This window comes from Kribbella lupini (assembly GCF_039529595.1).
Lineage (GTDB): Bacteria > Actinomycetota > Actinomycetes > Propionibacteriales > Kribbellaceae > Kribbella > Kribbella lupini.
Genome location: NZ_BAAANC010000001.1, coordinates 184969 through 200485 on the forward strand (window position 1 = coordinate 184969; position 15517 = coordinate 200485).

Consider the following 15517-nt stretch of genomic DNA (forward strand, 5'->3'; position numbering starts at 1 on the left):
ACCATGTCGCACGAGTTGTGGTTCCGGACGCCCGCACCGGACTGGTTCGAGGCGTTGCCCGTCGGGAACGGACACCTCGGCGGCATGGTCTTCGGCCGGATCGCCGACGAGCGCATCGCGCTCAATCTGGACGACGTCTGGTCCGGGGACGGACCGCGCACGTTGCAGGTGCCGGACGGGCCGGCGGTACTGGCCGACGTACGGCGGTTGCTGCTCGAGGACGGCGACCGGCTCGCGGCGACGGAACGGACGCGGGCGCTGCAGGGACCGCTGGTCGAGTCGTACCAGCCGCTGGGCGACCTGATGATCACCTTGCCGGGCGCGGACGACTTCCGGGACTACCGCCGCAGCCTCGACCTGCGGACCGGGATCGCCGCGATCGACTACCGGCAAGGCGGAGTCGCGTACCGGCGGGAGAGCTACGTGTCGACGCCCGACCAGGTGCTGGTCTGGACGATCAAGGCCGACGTACCGGGATCTGTCGACCTGTCGGCCGCGCTGACCAGCGTGCACCCGGTCGAGTCGACCGTGGTCGACAGCCGCACGGTCGGGATCACCGGGCGGGCGCCCTCCGACCTCACCATCGAGTACCGGGAGAGCCCGGACCCGATCCGGTACGAGGACGGGCGGGGGATCGGGTTCGGCGTCGTCCTGCGGGCCTTCGCCGAAGGCGGCACCCTCGGCACCGGGCCGGACGGGATCACCGTCGAAGGGGCCGACTCGGTCACCTTGGTGCTGTCCGCGGCGAGCAGCTTCCAGGGCTGGAAGGTGCCACCGGGCCGCAAGCTGCCGTTGCCGGACGCCGTCCGGCTGGTCGATGCGGTGGCCGTGGACAAGCTTCGGCAGCGGCACCTGGCCGACCACACCGTGCTGTACGACCGCGCCGGGCTCACGCTCGGGACCGCGGTCGACCTCCCGACCGACGAGCGGGTTCGCGCGGTCGGTGCCGGTGGCAACGATCCCGACCTGGCCGGGCTGCTCTTCGCCTTCGGCCGGTACTTGCTGATGGCATCGTCCCGGCCGGGGACCCAGGCGGCCAACCTGCAAGGGATCTGGAACGCCGAGCGCCGCCCGATGTGGGCCAGCGACTGGACCAACAACATCAACACCCAGATGAACTACTGGCTCGCCGACGTGACCGGTCTGCGCGAGTGCTTCGACCCGCTGACCGATCTGCTCGAGGGCCTGGCCGAGTCCGGACGCGAGACCGCGCGCATCCTGTACGACGCACCCGGCTGGGTCTCCCACCACAACGCCGACCTGTGGCGCGCGACCTGGCCGGTCGGTGACGGCGGCGACGACCCGGTCTGGGCCATGGCCGCGACCTGTGGGGTCTGGCTGTCGGCGCACCTGATGGAGCACCACCGCTTCCACCCCGACGAGGACTGGCTGCGCGACCGGGCGTACCCGATCCTGGCCGGCGCGGCCGAGTTCGTGCTGGCGATGCTCGTCGAGGACCGCGACGGGCGCTTGCAGTTCGTCCCGTCGACGGCGCCGGAGCACCACTTCCTGCTGCCGTCGGGGGAGAAGGCGTCGGTCGACCTCACCTCGACGTACGACCTGTGGCTGATCCGCGAGCTGTCCGCGAACCTCTCCGAGGCCGAGAACGCCCTAGGGCTGTCGTCCGACCTCACGACCCGACTGAGCGCGGCGGTCGACCGGCTGCCCGCGATCGGGCTCACCGACGACGGCCGGATGACGGAGTGGCCGACCGACTGGCCGCCCTCGGAGTTCGACCACCGGCACCAGTCCCACCTGTACGGGCTGTACCCCGGCAACCAGATCGACCCAGTCCGTACGCCGGAGTGGGCCGGCGGAGTCCGCAAGTCCCTAGAGCTCCGTACTTCGGGCCGCCCGGCCGGCGGCTGGACCAGCGCGTGGCTGATCGCGCTGTACGCCCGCCTCTACGACCCGCAGAAGGCCGCCGACGTCGTCCGCGACTACACCAGTCGCCTGGTCGCCGGGAACCTGCTCCACCGCGACGGGGACATCTTCCAGATCGACGCGAACTTCGGGATGACCGGCGCGATCGCCGAGCTGCTGATCCAGAGCCACACGGACGTCGTACGGCTGCTTCCGGCTCTGCCGGCCGAGTGGCCGAACGGCTCGTACCACGGTCTGCGTGCGCGCGGCGGCCTGTCCTTCGACGTCACCTGGCAGGACGGGAAGATCACCGAGGCGCTGGTGCGGGCCGACCAGTCGGGCTGTTTCCGGATCGCCCTGGGGGCAACGGCCGAGCCGGTCGAGGTCGAGCTGTCCGTGGGTGACGCACGTCATTTGGTGTGATCCACAACCGAATGAGGGTTGCCTAACCAAACTCAGGTAATGTCCGCTACGAATGATCCGCCTGAGAAGAGGACACACCATGAGGAGCCGATGGACCGCGGCTGTCGCGGGACTGGCCGTGCTCGGCCTGGCACTGGCCGGTTGCGGCAGCGACGACAAGTCGGCCGACACCGGGGTCGGTGACACCGAGGTGGCAACCGGCGGACGGCTGTTCTCGACCGCCGACGCCGAGACCGCGAAGCTCGGCTCGGATGCCGCCGACGGTGTCTTCCCGCGCACCATCAAGCACGCGCTCGGTGAGACCAAGCTCGAGAAGAAGCCCGAGCGGGTCGTCGTCCTGGACAGCGGCGAGCTGGACGGTGTCCTCGCGCTGGGCATCACGCCGGTCGGCATGGCCACCAACGCCGGCCAGAACGGCGTCCCGAGCTACCTGGCCGACAAGGCGCAGGGCATCCCGACCGTCGGCGGCGTCAGCGAGCTCAACCTCGAGGCGATCGCGAAGCTGAAGCCGGACCTCATCCTCGGCAGCAAGCTGCGGGCCAACGACCTGTACGCCAAGCTCAGCGCGATCGCGCCGACCGTGATGAGCATCCGGCCCGGGTTCCCGTGGAAGGAGGACTTCCTGCTCGTCGCCGACGCGCTCGGCGAGGAGGCCAAGGCCACCGGGCTGCTGAACGACTACCAGAAGCGCGCCGACGAGGTGAAGAGCAAGGTCCAGGGCTCGCCGACGATCTCGCTGGTGCGGTTCCGGCCGGGCGACATCCGGCTGTACGGCAACCTGTCGTTCATCGGCGTGATCCTGAAGGACATCGGTCTGCCGCGGCCGAAGGTGCAGGACATCCAGGAGCTCGCGCTGGAGATCTCCCAGGAGAACATCGGCCAGGCCGACGGTGACTGGATCTTCTACTCCAGCTACGGCAAGCCCGAGACGACCGCGGAGAACACCGTCGTCAACGGGACGCTGTGGAAGTCGCTGTCCGGCGTGAAGTCGGGCCACGTGCAGCGGGTCGACGACGAGGTCTGGTTCCTCGGCCTCGGTCCGATCGGCGCGCAGGCCACGCTGAACGACCTGGAGAAGTACCTCACCGCCAAGAGCTGACAGCTGCGCCGGCCCGCTGAGGTGGTGGGCCGGCGGGTCAGTCCGGGACGCGGCCGCGGTCGTTGACCGCGACGTGCGGGGCGTACCGGCGTACGGCGGATTCGAGCTCGTCGAACGGCAAGGTCCTGGTGAGCAGGCCGCCGGGCCAGTCGCAGGACGGGCCCCAGTTCTTCGACAGCTTCGGGAGCTCGGCATCCGGGACCTTCTGGACGATCAGGTACGACGACCAGGTCTCGTCGTCCTCGCCGTGCACCTCGCGGCGCTCGACCCGGCAGATGCCGTGCACCTGGTCCCACGGCAGCTTCTGCGGCTGCTCGCCGCCGAGGTAGACGCCCTCGCTGTCGATCGCGAGCAGGATCTCCTCGCTGTCGGCCTCGTGCCGGGACTCCGCGGTCGTGACCCAGCCGACGCCGAGCAGCACCGGCAGCCCGACCGCGAAGATCAACGGGGTCCCGCCGAACGACAGCCAGACCGTCTCGAGCGGCTCACGCACCGGCTCGTTGCGGGCCAGCGCGAACACGACGCAGCCGATGGTCAGCAGGATCATCAGGCCGAAGACCACCAGGCCGACGTACAGGAGTCCGGCCGTGCTCTCCCAGCGGCTCTTGCGCACCACGAAGGACGGTGGCGGCTCGGTCTTCGTCATAACCGCATTGTGTGCGCTGCCGGGGTCGCGCACCAGCCCCCGGGCGCGTCGTACGGTCTACGCGGAGCCGGGGCGCGGGCGGACCAGGAGGGTGCTGCTGGCGGTCGCGACCAGGTCTCCGGCCGCGGTCTTGACGTTGCCTTCGGCAAATATCACCGAGCGGCCGCCCTTGACCACCCAGCCGGTGCCGATCAGCTCGCCGGTGTCGGCCAGCACCGGGCGCAGGTAGTTCACCTTGATCTCGACCGAGGTGTAGCCGACGCCGGCCGGCAAGGTGGTGTGCGCCGCGCAGCCGGTCACCGTGTCCAGCAAGGTGCAGACGAGCCCGCCGTGCACCATCCCGATCGGGTTGTACGACGCGTGCGACGGCAAACAGCTGAACGCGACCTTGCCCTTCTCGGCGCTCACCGGACCGAACTGCATCAGCACCGCGATCGGTGGCGGTGGGATGGTCCCCTCGGTCAGTCCCTGCATGTACTCCAGCCCGCTCAGCGCCGCCGTGTCGGCCAGTACCTGCTCGGGATCGGTCCACTGGAACGTCTGTTCACCCATGGTCTGCATAGTAGACTCAGCCCGGTCCTTTCGGTCGGGCGGTCCTCCGATCGGCGGCGCCCGGGTCGCGGTGCGTCCTTCCATCGGATGAATTACCCGGGCCTTACGTGTCACGGACTTTGGTACGGACCGGGAGTCCGTAAGAATCGACGCCATGTCCGACCGCCAGACAGCTCTCGCCAGCCGCCCGCGGCGCGGCGCCGCCCGCAAACGTGCGCCGCGTCGTACCGGTGGGAAGTGGCGTCGTGGCATCGTGATCGCGGTGCTGGCGATCCTGTCGGCGCTGCCGCTGATGTTCCACCGCTACGTGCCGAACTCGTTCGGCAACCTGGGCAGCCTGCTCGACACCTTCCTGCCGTGGGTCGGGATCGCCGTACCGGTGCTGGCGGTTGCCGCGCTGGTCCGCCGGTCGGCGACGGCCGGCGTCGCGCTGCTGGTGCCCGCGGTCGTGTGGGGGTTGATGTTCGGCCACCTGCTGATCCCGAACGGATCCGGCGGGCCGCACGATCTGCGGGTGCTGTCGCACAACGTGGACGCGGACAACCCGGACCCGGAGAAGACGGCGGCCGAGCTGCTGAAGGCCGACGCGGACGTGATGGCGCTGGAGGAGATCACCTCGGCGGACCTGAAGATCTACCAGCGCGAGTTCGCCGCGGCGTACCCGCACGTGGTGTCGCGGGGGACCGTTGCGCTGTGGTCGAAGTTCCCGGTCGAGGAGGGCAAGGCGGTCGACGTCGGCTTCTCCTGGACCCGCGCGCTGCGCGCCGAGGTCAGTACGCCGGAGGGCAAGGTCGCCTTCTACGTCGCGCACCTGGCGTCGGTGCGGGTCGGCACCAGCGGCTTCACGTCCAACCAGCGCAACGAGACGATCAAGCAGCTCGCGCAGCAGATCTCCGCCGAGAAGCGCGCCGGGGTGGTCGTGATGGGCGACTTCAACGGTACGGCGAACGACCGCAGCCTCGCGCCGATCACCGCCGGCCTTCGCTCGGCGCAGGGCGCGGCCGGGCAGGGCTTCGGCTTCACCTGGCCGGCGAAGTTCCCGATGGCGCGGATCGACCACATCATGGTCCGCGGCGTGACGCCGACCAAGGCGTGGGTGATGGAACCCACGGGCAGCGACCACCGGCCGGTCGTCGCGGAGCTTGCGGTCTAGGCCTGCTGCTCCGGTCAGGCTTCGGCGATGCCGTGCCGGTAGGCGTACCGCACCGCCTCCGCCCGGTGCCGCGCACCGATCTTCGCGAACGTGTTGTTGATGTGCGTCTTCACCGTCGCCTCGCCGATGAACAGCAAGGCCGCGATCTCCGGATTGCTCAGCCCCTGCGCGATCAGGCGGAGGACCTCGGTCTCCCGCGCGGTCAAGCCGTCGCTGCTGGTCGGTGCAGGCGAAAGTCCCGCCACCAACCTGCGCGAAACCTCCGCGTCGAACGTCGACTGCCCCGCGGCGGTCGCTTTCAAGGCCGCGCCGATCTCCACGCGCCCCGCGTCCTTCGTCAGGTATCCGCGCGCCCCGGCCTTCAACGCCTGAGCAATCGAGGCGTCGTCGGCGTACGTCGTCAGCACCAGCACGGCGACCTCCGGACACTCAGCCGCCAACCGCGCGGTCGCCTGCACCCCGTCCATCACAGGCATCTTCAAATCCATCAGCACAACGTCGACGTCCCTGTTGCCCACCAACTCCACCACCTCACCCCCGTGCGCCGCCGCCCCCACCACCTCCACCCCGTCGATCAACCCGAGCAGCGCCACCAGCCCTTCCCGCACCACCTGCTGATCATCTGCAACCACCACCCGAACCACGTCACTCATCCGCCACCTCCGCGACCACAACCCACTCCCCACCAACAGTTCCCGCCGAAAGCCTCCCACCCACCAAAGCCAACCGCTCCCGCATGCCAGCCACCCCGTAGCCGGTGGAGGGCCGGGCAGCAACCTCCCAGTCATCTGCTGGCCCACCCCGCTCTCTTTCCGGCCGCAGCGGCCTTGGCCCCCGCGGCCCCTCCGGCCGCATTGCAGCCGTCCCCAGCCGGTTGCGGATCTTCAGTCGGACTGCCGTGGGGGAGTAGGCCAGGTCGAGCTCGACAGGGTGACCCGGGGCGTGGCGGGCCGCGTTGGTCAGGGACTCTCGGGCTGCGCCGAGGAGGGCGACGACGACTCCTGAGTCGAGAGGGCGGGGCTCGCCTGTGACGGTGAACCGAGGCGTGCGTCCGTGGTGCTGGCCGTGTTGCTGAGCCAGCGTCTGGAGGGCTTCGGGCAAGGCGGGCACCTGGTCCTGCCGGAGGGTGGCGACTGCGTTGCGGGCCTCGACCAAACCCTGGACGGCCAGGCGGCGGGAGCGGCGGATTCGGTCGAGGGCCGCCTCGCGGTCGTCCTTTTCGGACAGGAGGGCTTCGGCTAGTTCCAGCTGGACGGACAGCGCGCCGAGTGAATGGGCCAGTACGTCGTGGAGCTCGCGGGCGATGCGGGTGCGTTCGTCCAGCGCGGCGGCTCGGGAGTGTTCGCGTTGGGCGAGGACGGTCTGGTCGAGCAGTTGCCGTGTCTGCTCCGCGCGGAGTTCGTCGTACCGGCGGTTGAGGCCGAAGAGGATCAGGACGGCCGTCCACAGGAGCTGGCTGAGGAACCAGCTGCTGGTGCGGTCGTAGAGCGCGGCCGAGACGGCGTACACGATCACGCATCCGATGCCGACGGCAATGATCGGTTGGTTGCGGCGGAGCCTGGGCGTGCGGGCGAACGTCATCACGGCGACGTCGGTGACGGGGACGAGCACCAGGATGAGCGCGTTGGAGCCGGGCATCCCGGTGACGACGGCGGCGCTCAGGGCGGCGTACGAGAGCAGGCCGAGCGCCCACAGTTCGTGCCGGTGCATCAGGAACGTCCCGGCGAGGAAGCTGAGCAGTGCGGCGACGAGCACCGGCCAGGCCCATGGCTCCGACGGCCGTGCGGTCGCCAGGACGCCGATCGTCACCGCGGTGATCAGCAGCCGGGCGAGCACACCGTTCCAGCCGAGCAGGCCGGCTTGCTTCCTGGTCAACGGTTCTCCTGTTCGACGACGCGGCACGGTCCCATCACGGCGAAGTTATCCCCACCGAGCACGTGCGCGAGACCAGCCGACGGTGGATCTTGGGGTGGAGAAACGCCCGGCGCGGCCCAGCACGACTGTGATTGAAAGCAGGAGTAACGTTCCTCACCGGTAACAGCACCTTGCGTCACCTGACGATGCGGAGGCCGGATGCTCACGCAAGAATCGGTCCTGAGGCTGGACGCCCAGGCGATCGACTACATCATCATCGCGTTGTACTTCGTGTTCGTGCTCGGCATCGGGTACCTGGCCAAACGCGCGGTCTCGAACAGCCTGGACTTCTTCCTGTCCGGCCGCTCGCTGCCGGCCTGGGTGACCGGCCTGGCGTTCATCTCGGCCAACCTCGGCGCGATCGAGATCATGGGCATGTCCGCCAACGGCGCGCAGTACGGCATGCCGACCGTGCACTACTTCTGGATCGGCGCGATCCCCGCGATGCTCTTCCTGGGTGTCGTGATGATGCCGTTCTACTACGGCTCGAAGGTGCGCAGCGTGCCGGAGTTCATGCTGCGCCGGTTCGGCAAACCCGCCCACCTGGTGAACGCGATCAGCTTCGCGGTGGCGCAGGTGCTGATCGCGGGCGTGAACCTGTTCCTGCTCGCCACCATCGTCAACGTGCTGCTCGGCTGGCCGATCTGGGTCTCCACGATCGCTGCCGCGGTCATCGTTCTCAGCTACATCACGCTCGGCGGCCTGTCGGCGGCGATCTACAACGAGGTGCTGCAGTTCTTCGTGATCGTCGCCGCGCTGCTGCCGCTGACGATCGTCGGCCTGCACAAGGTCGGCGGCTGGCAGGGACTGGTCGACAAGGTCTCCGCCGGACCGGGCGGCGCCGAGCAGATGAGCGCCTGGCCGGGCAACGAGCTGAGCGGGTTCACGAACAGCACGCTGTCGGTGATCGGCCTGGTCTTCGGTCTCGGCTTCGTGCTGTCGTTCGGGTACTGGACGACGAACTTCGTCGAGGTCCAGCGCGCGATGGCCAGCAAGAACATGTCGGCGGCCCGGCGAACCCCGATCATCGGCTCGTTCCCGAAGATGTTCATCCCGTTCATCGTGATCATCCCCGGCATCATCGCCGCGGTCGCGGTCCCGGAGCTGCAGGCGGTCAAGGCCGGCACCGGGACCGAGGTCACCTACAACGACGCGCTGCTGCTGCTGATGCGCGACCTGCTGCCGAACGGCATGCTCGGCCTGGCGATCACCGGTCTGCTGGCGTCGTTCATGGCCGGTATGGCGGCCAACCTGAGCTCGTTCAACACCGTCATGACGTACGACTTGATCGAGCGGTACGTGATCAAGGACCGCAGCGACGACTTCTACCTGCGGACCGGGCGCTGGGTGACGGTGATCGGCACGCTGATCGCGGTCGGCACGGCGGCGATCGCCTCCGGCTACAGCAACCTGATGGACTACCTGCAGCAGCTGTTCTCGTTCTTCAACGCGCCGCTGTTCGCCACCTTCATCCTCGGTATGTTCTGGAAGCGGATGACCGCGACGGCCGGCTGGGTCGGTCTGGTCAGCGGTACGGCGACCGCCGTCCTGGTGTTCGTGCTGTCCGAGACCGGCGTGATCAACCTGCCGGGCCAGGGCGCCAGCTTCGTCGGTGCGGGTGCGGCGTTCGTCGTGGACATCCTGCTCAGCGTCGTGATCAGCATGATGACCAGGCCGAAGGCCGACGAGGAGCTGAAGGGGCTGGTCTACTCGCTGACCCCGAAGGCGGACCGGACCGAGACGGCCCAGGTGGGCGACCACGGTTGGTACCGCAAGCCGACCCTGCTGGCGGGGATCTCGCTGGCGATGGTCGTCGTCCTGAACATCGTCTTCGGCTGACCCGGAAAGGAACGAGGAGATGGCACAGAAGCAGAAAGCCGGAGCGTTCGACATCCGGGTCGTGATCGCGGCGCTGATCGGTGCGTACGGCGTGGTGCTGACGATCCTCGGGATCATCGCCGACCCGGCCGAGGTGGACAAGGCCGACGGGCTGAACATCAACCTGTGGGGCGGCATCGCGATGCTCGTCTTCGCGGCCCTGTTCGTGCTCTGGTCGCGGCTGCGCCCGATCGTCGTACCGGCCGACACCGGCGGCGACGCCCCGGCCGACCCGGCGAAAGCCCCGACCGACTAGGCAGTGACCTCCGGCGTGCGTGGTCGTTGTAAGACCACTAGCGCCGGTGGTCCTTTGCGGTGGGACGCCGGCATCGCCCCCGTTCCACCGCGAAGGACCACGTATGCCTGCTGCAGCTCCGTTGTCCCGCCGGGCCTTCCTGGCCCGGATCGGTGTGCTCGGTGCGGCGCTGGGCGGAGGCGGGCTGCTGGCCCGCGGCCTCCTCGCCCCGGCCGACGCCGCCACCGGCAACCCGCTCCTGCCACCCGCGGTCGACCTGATCCGCCCGGTGCTGGCCGAGCTCGCCCGCGACACCCTGAACGGGCTGACCGCCTTCGCGATGCCCGGCCCGGACGCGTACTCCCGCACCCAGGGCACCCCGAGCGGTACGCCGGGCGCGCTGGAGTCCGGCGCGACCGACTTCATGATCGAGGCCCTGGACCACTTCGTCCCGTTCCCCGACGCGATCGCGCAGCCGATCTCGGCCGCGCTCGTCACCGGGCTCGCCGACAGCGGCATCGCGCTGCCCGGGCTCGACCTGCTGCCGCCCGAGCTGCGGCAGCTGGACCGCGCGCTGGCGGCGTACCTGCAGAGCGACGAGGCGATCCCGCTGTCGTTCCCGATCGCCGGGCTCCTGAACCTGATGGCCACCCAGGTCAACCCGCTCGCGGTCAGCGGCGTACACCTGTCGCCGTTCGCGCGGCTGACGTACGCCGAGAAGGCGGCCGCGTTCGCGCTGATCGAGAAGACCGACTCCGACCTGGTCGCGCTGCTCGACGTGCACTTTCCCGAGCCGCTGAAGGAGTCGGTGTCGGGGCTGCTCAAGTTCGTCGGGGGTGCGCTGATCGAGTTCGCCACCTTCGGCGCGTACAGCGAGTACGGCGTACTCGACAAGACCACCAAGACCCTGCGCCGCCGGCCGGTCGGCTGGACCCTCGCGGGCTACCAGCCGAACGGCCCGGTCGAGGGCTGGGACGACTTCATCGGCTACTACCAGGGACGCGAAGAGGTGCACGACTGATGCGCGACGTGATCGTGATCGGAGCCGGCGGTGGCGGCCCGGTGGTCGCCAAGGAGCTCGCTGCCAAAGGGCTCGACGTCCTGCTGCTCGAGGCCGGGCCGCGGCACGCGAAGCCGCGCGAGGAGTGGAGCACGTTCGAGGAGGACGCGAACAACCCGCTGACCGGCTACTTCCGGCTCGGCCCGACCGACCGCAGCAAGCCCGCCTGGTACCGGGAGTGGCCGCAGAACTCGTTCGTCTGGCAGCTGTCCGGCGTCGGCGGCACCACCCAGCACTTCTACGGCAACTACCCGCGCGCGTACCCCGGCGTCTTCCAGGGCTACGACGGTGCCGACCGCAACGAGTACGACGTGAAGCACCGGTTCCCGTTCACGTACTCCGAGCTGGTCCCGTACTTCGAGTGGGTCGAGGCGACGATGCCGGTGATGACCGCGGCGATGGGCACCAAGGAGCAGGTGTTCTTCAAGGGCGCCGAGACGCTCAGGCTGCCGGTGCAGACGACGAAGACCACGCACCGGCCGTCGTACCGGCCGCAGGAGAACGCGATCCTGCAGCCGGGCGGGACGGCCGGCAAGACGTCGGACAAGAACCTGCTGAACTACCCGCAGGCGACCGGTTGCACCTTCTGCGGCTACTGCTTCCAGGGCTGCATGCGGCCTAACGGTGCCCCGCGCAACCAGTTCGCGAAGCGGTCGACCGACAACAGTTACGTGCCGATGGCACTGACCGCCGACGTGTGGGCGCGCGGCGGCAAGCCGGTCGAGCTGATCGCCGACGCGTACGTGACCCGGGTGCACAGCGAGAAGCGCAACGGCGAGCTGACCGCCACCGGCGTGACGTGGCGGGACAACGTGTCCGGCGACGAGCACCGCGAGGACGCGCGGGTCGTGGTGATGGCCGGTGGCTGCACCGAGAACCCGCGGCTGTGGTTCAACAGCGGCCTGCCGAACCCGAACGGCTGGGTCGGTCGCGGGTACACCGACCACTTCTTCGACTGGATGATCGGCTCGTTCGACGACTACACCGGCAACCCGAAGGGCGTCGGGTCCAGCGCGCGCCTGGACTACCCGGGGTACGGCGGGCTGGAGAACGTCGGGCTGCCGCCGGCGCTGAACGCGTTCTCCGGGACGCTGTCGGACAGCGGGATCCGCGGCCAGTACAAGAACGGCCGCGGCGCGACCGGACCGTGGGACGGGCCGGCCGGGCGGGTGATGGGCCCGGAGCTGAAGGAACTGATGGCCGGCGGCATCGACCGCCTGCTGACCGTCCTGGTGATCACCGACGACGACGTCGAGGCGCAGAACCGGGTCACCCTGTCGGCGCTGCCGGCCGACGAGAACGGGCCGATCCCGAAGGTCACCTTCAAGCAGCGCAAGCGGACCCGGCGGACGCTGCGGAACCGGGAGTTCATGGCCCGCAAGGCCGCCGAGCTGCTGCGCGGCGCGGGCGCGAAGAAGGTCTACCGGATCGACTGGGCGCCGCTGATCCTGCACGTCCAGTCGTCGATGCGGATGGGGGAGTCGGAAACCAACTCCGTGCTCGACGCGCGCGGTGAGGCCCGGGCGGTGAAGCGGCTGTTCGTCGCCGACAACTCGGCGCTGGCCAACGGGCTCGGCGGGCCGAACCCGACGCTGACCAGCCAGGCGGTTGCGACGCGGACGGCGGAGAAGATCTTCCAGACGTACTTCGACGGCGACCCGTGGGTGCGGACGTCGGCGCCGGTGGTGTCGACCGACCCGCGGATCAGCGTGCGGCTGGGGCAGCTCGGGCTCTGACTCGTGTCCGTTTGACGAACATCGGCGTCCGGCGCGGTCCTGCCGTCCGGGCGCCGGTGTTCCTAGGCTCGAAGCACCCGACGAGGAGGACTTCGAGATGACTCTGACCACCGATCTTTCGGCGCTGGCTCAGCAGTACGCGACGCAGGGCTTCGTGCTGGTGAAAGGCCTGCTCAGCAAGGAGGAGGCGGCGTCGTACCGGGAACGCAGCCATGCTCTGCTGGCCCAGCTGAACCGCAACGACGACCCGACCTGGCAGTCGGCGATGGGCCTGTCCGACGGCGCCACCCGGTTGCAGCACCTGCACGACGCGCAGTTCTACGACGCGGCGTTCTCGCGGCTGCTGGTGGACCCGCGGTTCACCGACGTGGCCGCTGCGGTGATGGGCGTGGACAACGTGCAGCTGCACCACACCAAGCTGTTCGTGAAGCCTCCGGAGAACGGGTCGCCGTTCCCGCTGCACCAGGACTACCCGTTCTTCCCGCACACCTACCACCGGGTCGGGGCAGCGATCTTCCACTTCGACGACGCGCCGGAGGAGAAGGGCTGCGTCCGGGTGATCCCCGGCAGCCACCTGGACGGGCCGCGCGAGCACGACCCGGAGGGGTCGTTCCACCTGCCCGACGTACCGTTTGACTCCGCGGTGCCGCAGCCGGCCGAGGCCGGCGACGTGCTGTTCTTCACCTACCTGACCGTGCACGGCTCCGGCGTGAACGTGTCGGACGAGGCGCGGACGACGTGGCTGGTGCAGTACCGCGACGCCGGCGACCCGCCGTCGGTGAAGACCCACGACCACTCGCTCGGTCAGGGCATGATGCTGCGGGGGGTCGACCCGACCGGCAGGAGCAACGTTTGAGCTTGTCGTCCGTTGCGGCGGCTGATCGCTTCGTCGACCTCGCAGGCCTGCTGGAGTCCTGCGAGGTCGACGGGTTTCGCGCGGACTTCGTCAGCTGGGGGCACTACCGGGCGGAGTACTGGCGCAACTACTGGCACAGCCACTCGTTCCACGAGGTCTGTCTGGCCTACGCGGGCGAGGGACGCTTCAACTCCGGCTCCGCCGAGTACGCCGTACAGCCGGGCACCGTGTTCTTGGCCCGGCCCGGCGACACGCACGAGATCGAGTCCAGCCGCTCGGACCCGCTGGGGATCGCGTTCTGGGGCTTCACCTTCCGGCCTGTGTCGAACGTCGCCGGCACCGGGTGGTGGTCCGGTCTGACGCGTTTGGACGGACCCGTGGTTTCCGAGGCTGTCGGAGGACTGGCAGCAACTGTCTCTGCCCTTGCCGCAGAGGCTGCTGCTCCCCGGTCCGGCTACCAGGCCGTGCTGTCTGCCCTTGGCTCTGCTCTGGTGCTCGACACCGCTCGGGCGTTCGCTCTCGACGACGACCTGTCGGTGGAGCCGGCTCGGTCCGACTCCCGTGAACGGGTCGTGGTGGACGCGATGCAGCGGTTGCTGCTCGACAACCTGGCCAGGCCGATCACCGTGCGAGAGGTGGCGGCCGCGGTCCACCTGTCCGAGCGCCACGCCGAGCGGCTGTTCCGCTCGGTCACCGGCGCCTCGCTGATGTCCACACTGCGCCGCCTCCGGCTGGAACTCGCTGCGCAACTCCTGCTCGACCCGTCGAACACAGTGACCCAGGTGGCCCACGCTGCCGGCTACTCCGACGTGCGGCCCTTCTCGACCGCCTTTCGCCGGCACTACGGCACCACGCCGACGGTCTACCGCCGTACTGGCGGCACCACGTTCGTCAGCTGACCCGGCGGCCGGCCGGCTCGGCCACCTGGCTGAAGTACGCGGGTGAGCGGATCCATCATCGGTTCACTCGCTGGGACGGGTGCGCCAGAGCGCGAGGACGGCGAACACGCCGGCGACTGCCGGGAGCAGGCCGAGGGCGCCGTGGAAGAGCGGGACGATCGTCGTGTACGCCTCGCCGCCGATGCTCATGTCGATCAGTGCGACCGTCGCGCCGACCGCGAAGAGCGTCGTACCGACCCAGCGGGCCCAGCGCTTGCCGCGGTTGACTCCGGCCAGCGTCGTCAGCCAGCCGGCGAGGCCGAGCACTCCGACGGCGACCAGGTAGACCGCGATCGCGGTCCGGTCCTTGTTGACGTCGGCGGCAGACCACTGGGGGTAGGCGCTGCGGACGTGGTCGCCAATGTTGTCGACCGTTGCCAGGTCGACCAAGGGTGCGGCGGTCGCCAGCGCGGTCAGGACCAGCCCTGCGACCAGGGCCTTCTTCGGGGACATGCTCGAACCTCCTCATTCTTACGGCGTAAGTTTCAGGTTCAGGGTAAACTTACGCCGTAAGAATCATCAAGTCGAGGGGATTTCTCGTGGCGGGACGTCGTACGCAGGGGCAGAGTGCAGGGCTCACCCGGGAGGCCGTGCTGCGGGCGGCCGTCGTACTGGCGGACCGGGAAGGGCTGAAGGCGCTCTCGATGCGGCGGCTCGGTGCTGAGCTCGGTGTCGAGGCGATGACGCTCTACCACCACCTGCCGAGCAAGGACGCGTTGCTGGACGGTCTGGTCGAGCAACTGGTTGCTGGAGTAGCTGCGCCGCAGTTCGAGGCCTCGTGGCAGGAGGGCCTCCGCAGCTACGCGGTGGGCCTGCGGTCAGCTCTGCTCGCTCACCCGAACCTGGTACCGCTGATCGCGTCCCGGCCGGCTGTCACCGCTCAGAACCTGCAGGTGATGGAGGCGGCCCTGCAGGGGCTGGCCGCCGCAGGAGTCGAGCCGGCTGACGCGCTGGACGTCCTGTACGCCGTGAGCGGCTTCGTCGTCGGCCATGTCGTGACGGCGTCGGAGGGTGACCCGGTCGACCACTTTGCCGCGATCGACGCGGGGGAGTTCCCGCTGCTGGCGAAGGCGGCGGCCGCCGTACCGGACCGGGATGCGGACACGCGTTTCACGTTCGCCCTCGACGCCCTGCTGAAAGGACTCGACGCGGGGCGGTAGTATG

At 69.3% G+C, this 15517-nt stretch carries 15 protein-coding genes; 10 read left to right on the top strand and 5 right to left on the bottom strand.

Annotated elements, in window-relative coordinates; translation table 11 throughout:
- The first annotated feature begins 3 nt into the window (after nt 1–3).
- Together ABD235_RS00900 and ABD235_RS00905 are read left to right on the top strand one after the other, a co-directional pair.
- Nucleotides 4–2286, top strand: a complete 2283-nt coding sequence (locus ABD235_RS00900; protein ID WP_344167747.1) for a glycoside hydrolase family 95 protein — start codon at nt 4–6, stop codon at nt 2284–2286.
- Between the two features lie 79 nt (nt 2287–2365).
- Nucleotides 2366–3385: an ABC transporter substrate-binding protein gene (locus tag ABD235_RS00905; RefSeq protein ID WP_344167752.1), complete on the top strand. Its 1020-nt coding sequence runs from the start codon at nt 2366–2368 to the stop codon at nt 3383–3385.
- Between the two features lie 37 nt (nt 3386–3422).
- Here ABD235_RS00905 and ABD235_RS00910 read toward each other — a convergent pair whose 3' ends face one another.
- On the bottom strand, nt 3423–4031 hold the full coding sequence (locus ABD235_RS00910; protein ID WP_344167755.1) for a hypothetical protein: 609 nt from the start codon (nt 4029–4031) through the stop codon (nt 3423–3425).
- Nucleotides 4032–4088: 57 nt separating this feature from the next.
- Nucleotides 4089–4583, bottom strand: coding sequence for a PaaI family thioesterase (locus tag ABD235_RS00915; protein WP_344167757.1), 495 nt, complete (start codon nt 4581–4583; stop codon nt 4089–4091).
- A 154-nt stretch (nt 4584–4737) separates the two neighbouring features.
- On the opposite strand from ABD235_RS00915, the gene ABD235_RS00920 reads away from it, so the two are divergent.
- Nucleotides 4738–5736, top strand: coding sequence for an endonuclease/exonuclease/phosphatase family protein (locus ABD235_RS00920; protein ID WP_344167759.1), 999 nt, complete (start codon nt 4738–4740; stop codon nt 5734–5736).
- Between the two features lie 14 nt (nt 5737–5750).
- Here the strand turns inward: ABD235_RS00920 and ABD235_RS00925 are convergent, their stop codons facing one another.
- Together ABD235_RS00925 and ABD235_RS00930 are read right to left on the bottom strand one after the other, a co-directional pair.
- Nucleotides 5751–6389 carry a response regulator gene (locus tag ABD235_RS00925; RefSeq protein ID WP_344167761.1) on the bottom strand — a complete coding sequence of 213 codons (639 nt, stop codon included), beginning with the start codon at nt 6387–6389 and terminating at the stop codon, nt 5751–5753.
- On the bottom strand, nt 6382–7611 hold the full coding sequence (locus ABD235_RS00930) for a sensor histidine kinase (RefSeq protein WP_344167763.1): 1230 nt from the start codon (nt 7609–7611) through the stop codon (nt 6382–6384). Before ABD235_RS00930 ends, ABD235_RS00925 begins: the two co-directional genes overlap by 8 nt.
- Nucleotides 7612–7809: 198 nt before the next feature.
- Between ABD235_RS00930 and ABD235_RS00935 the strand changes: the two genes are divergently transcribed.
- From ABD235_RS00935 to ABD235_RS00960, 6 genes are all read left to right on the top strand, one after another.
- The gene (locus ABD235_RS00935; RefSeq protein ID WP_344167766.1) at nt 7810–9489 is read left to right on the top strand and encodes a sodium:solute symporter family protein; all 1680 of its coding nucleotides are present in this window, start codon (nt 7810–7812) and stop codon (nt 9487–9489) included.
- A gap of 19 nt (nt 9490–9508) precedes the next feature.
- Nucleotides 9509–9784 carry a hypothetical protein gene (locus ABD235_RS00940; protein WP_344167768.1) on the top strand — a complete coding sequence of 92 codons (276 nt, stop codon included), beginning with the start codon at nt 9509–9511 and terminating at the stop codon, nt 9782–9784.
- Between the two features lie 103 nt (nt 9785–9887).
- Nucleotides 9888–10784 (top strand): hypothetical protein, encoded by an 897-nt coding sequence (locus ABD235_RS00945; RefSeq protein WP_344167771.1) that lies wholly within the window; start codon nt 9888–9890, stop codon nt 10782–10784.
- A complete protein-coding gene (locus ABD235_RS00950) occupies nt 10784–12559 on the top strand; it encodes a GMC oxidoreductase (protein ID WP_344167773.1) in 1776 nt (591 codons plus the stop codon). The genes ABD235_RS00945 and ABD235_RS00950 overlap by 1 nt, the downstream gene beginning before the upstream one ends.
- Before the next feature lie 97 nt (nt 12560–12656).
- Nucleotides 12657–13415 carry a phytanoyl-CoA dioxygenase family protein gene (locus ABD235_RS00955; protein WP_344167775.1) on the top strand — a complete coding sequence of 253 codons (759 nt, stop codon included), beginning with the start codon at nt 12657–12659 and terminating at the stop codon, nt 13413–13415.
- Nucleotides 13412–14314 (top strand): helix-turn-helix domain-containing protein, encoded by a 903-nt coding sequence (locus tag ABD235_RS00960; RefSeq protein ID WP_344167778.1) that lies wholly within the window; start codon nt 13412–13414, stop codon nt 14312–14314. Before ABD235_RS00955 ends, ABD235_RS00960 begins: the two co-directional genes overlap by 4 nt.
- 63 nt (nt 14315–14377) lie before the next feature.
- On the opposite strand, the gene ABD235_RS00965 is transcribed toward ABD235_RS00960, so the two are convergent.
- Nucleotides 14378–14806, bottom strand: a complete 429-nt coding sequence (locus ABD235_RS00965) for a hypothetical protein (protein WP_344167781.1) — start codon at nt 14804–14806, stop codon at nt 14378–14380.
- Between the two features lie 86 nt (nt 14807–14892).
- Between ABD235_RS00965 and ABD235_RS00970 the strand changes: the two genes are divergently transcribed.
- Nucleotides 14893–15513: a TetR/AcrR family transcriptional regulator C-terminal domain-containing protein gene (locus tag ABD235_RS00970; RefSeq protein ID WP_344167784.1), complete on the top strand. Its 621-nt coding sequence runs from the start codon at nt 14893–14895 to the stop codon at nt 15511–15513.
- Nucleotides 15514–15517: the final 4 nt, after the last annotated feature.

Coding starts and splice junctions, on each gene's coding strand:
- ABD235_RS00900 (WP_344167747.1), top strand. CDS start 4: ATGTCGCACGAGTTGTGGTTCCGGACGCCCGCACCGGACTGGTTCGAG.
- ABD235_RS00905 (WP_344167752.1), top strand. CDS start 2,366: ATGAGGAGCCGATGGACCGCGGCTGTCGCGGGACTGGCCGTGCTCGGC.
- ABD235_RS00910 (WP_344167755.1), bottom strand. CDS start 4,031: ATGACGAAGACCGAGCCGCCACCGTCCTTCGTGGTGCGCAAGAGCCGC.
- ABD235_RS00915 (WP_344167757.1), bottom strand. CDS start 4,583: ATGGGTGAACAGACGTTCCAGTGGACCGATCCCGAGCAGGTACTGGCC.
- ABD235_RS00920 (WP_344167759.1), top strand. CDS start 4,738: ATGTCCGACCGCCAGACAGCTCTCGCCAGCCGCCCGCGGCGCGGCGCC.
- ABD235_RS00925 (WP_344167761.1), bottom strand. CDS start 6,389: ATGAGTGACGTGGTTCGGGTGGTGGTTGCAGATGATCAGCAGGTGGTG.
- ABD235_RS00935 (WP_344167766.1), top strand. CDS start 7,810: ATGCTCACGCAAGAATCGGTCCTGAGGCTGGACGCCCAGGCGATCGAC.
- ABD235_RS00940 (WP_344167768.1), top strand. CDS start 9,509: ATGGCACAGAAGCAGAAAGCCGGAGCGTTCGACATCCGGGTCGTGATC.
- ABD235_RS00945 (WP_344167771.1), top strand. CDS start 9,888: ATGCCTGCTGCAGCTCCGTTGTCCCGCCGGGCCTTCCTGGCCCGGATC.
- ABD235_RS00950 (WP_344167773.1), top strand. CDS start 10,784: ATGCGCGACGTGATCGTGATCGGAGCCGGCGGTGGCGGCCCGGTGGTC.
- ABD235_RS00955 (WP_344167775.1), top strand. CDS start 12,657: ATGACTCTGACCACCGATCTTTCGGCGCTGGCTCAGCAGTACGCGACG.
- ABD235_RS00965 (WP_344167781.1), bottom strand. CDS start 14,806: ATGTCCCCGAAGAAGGCCCTGGTCGCAGGGCTGGTCCTGACCGCGCTG.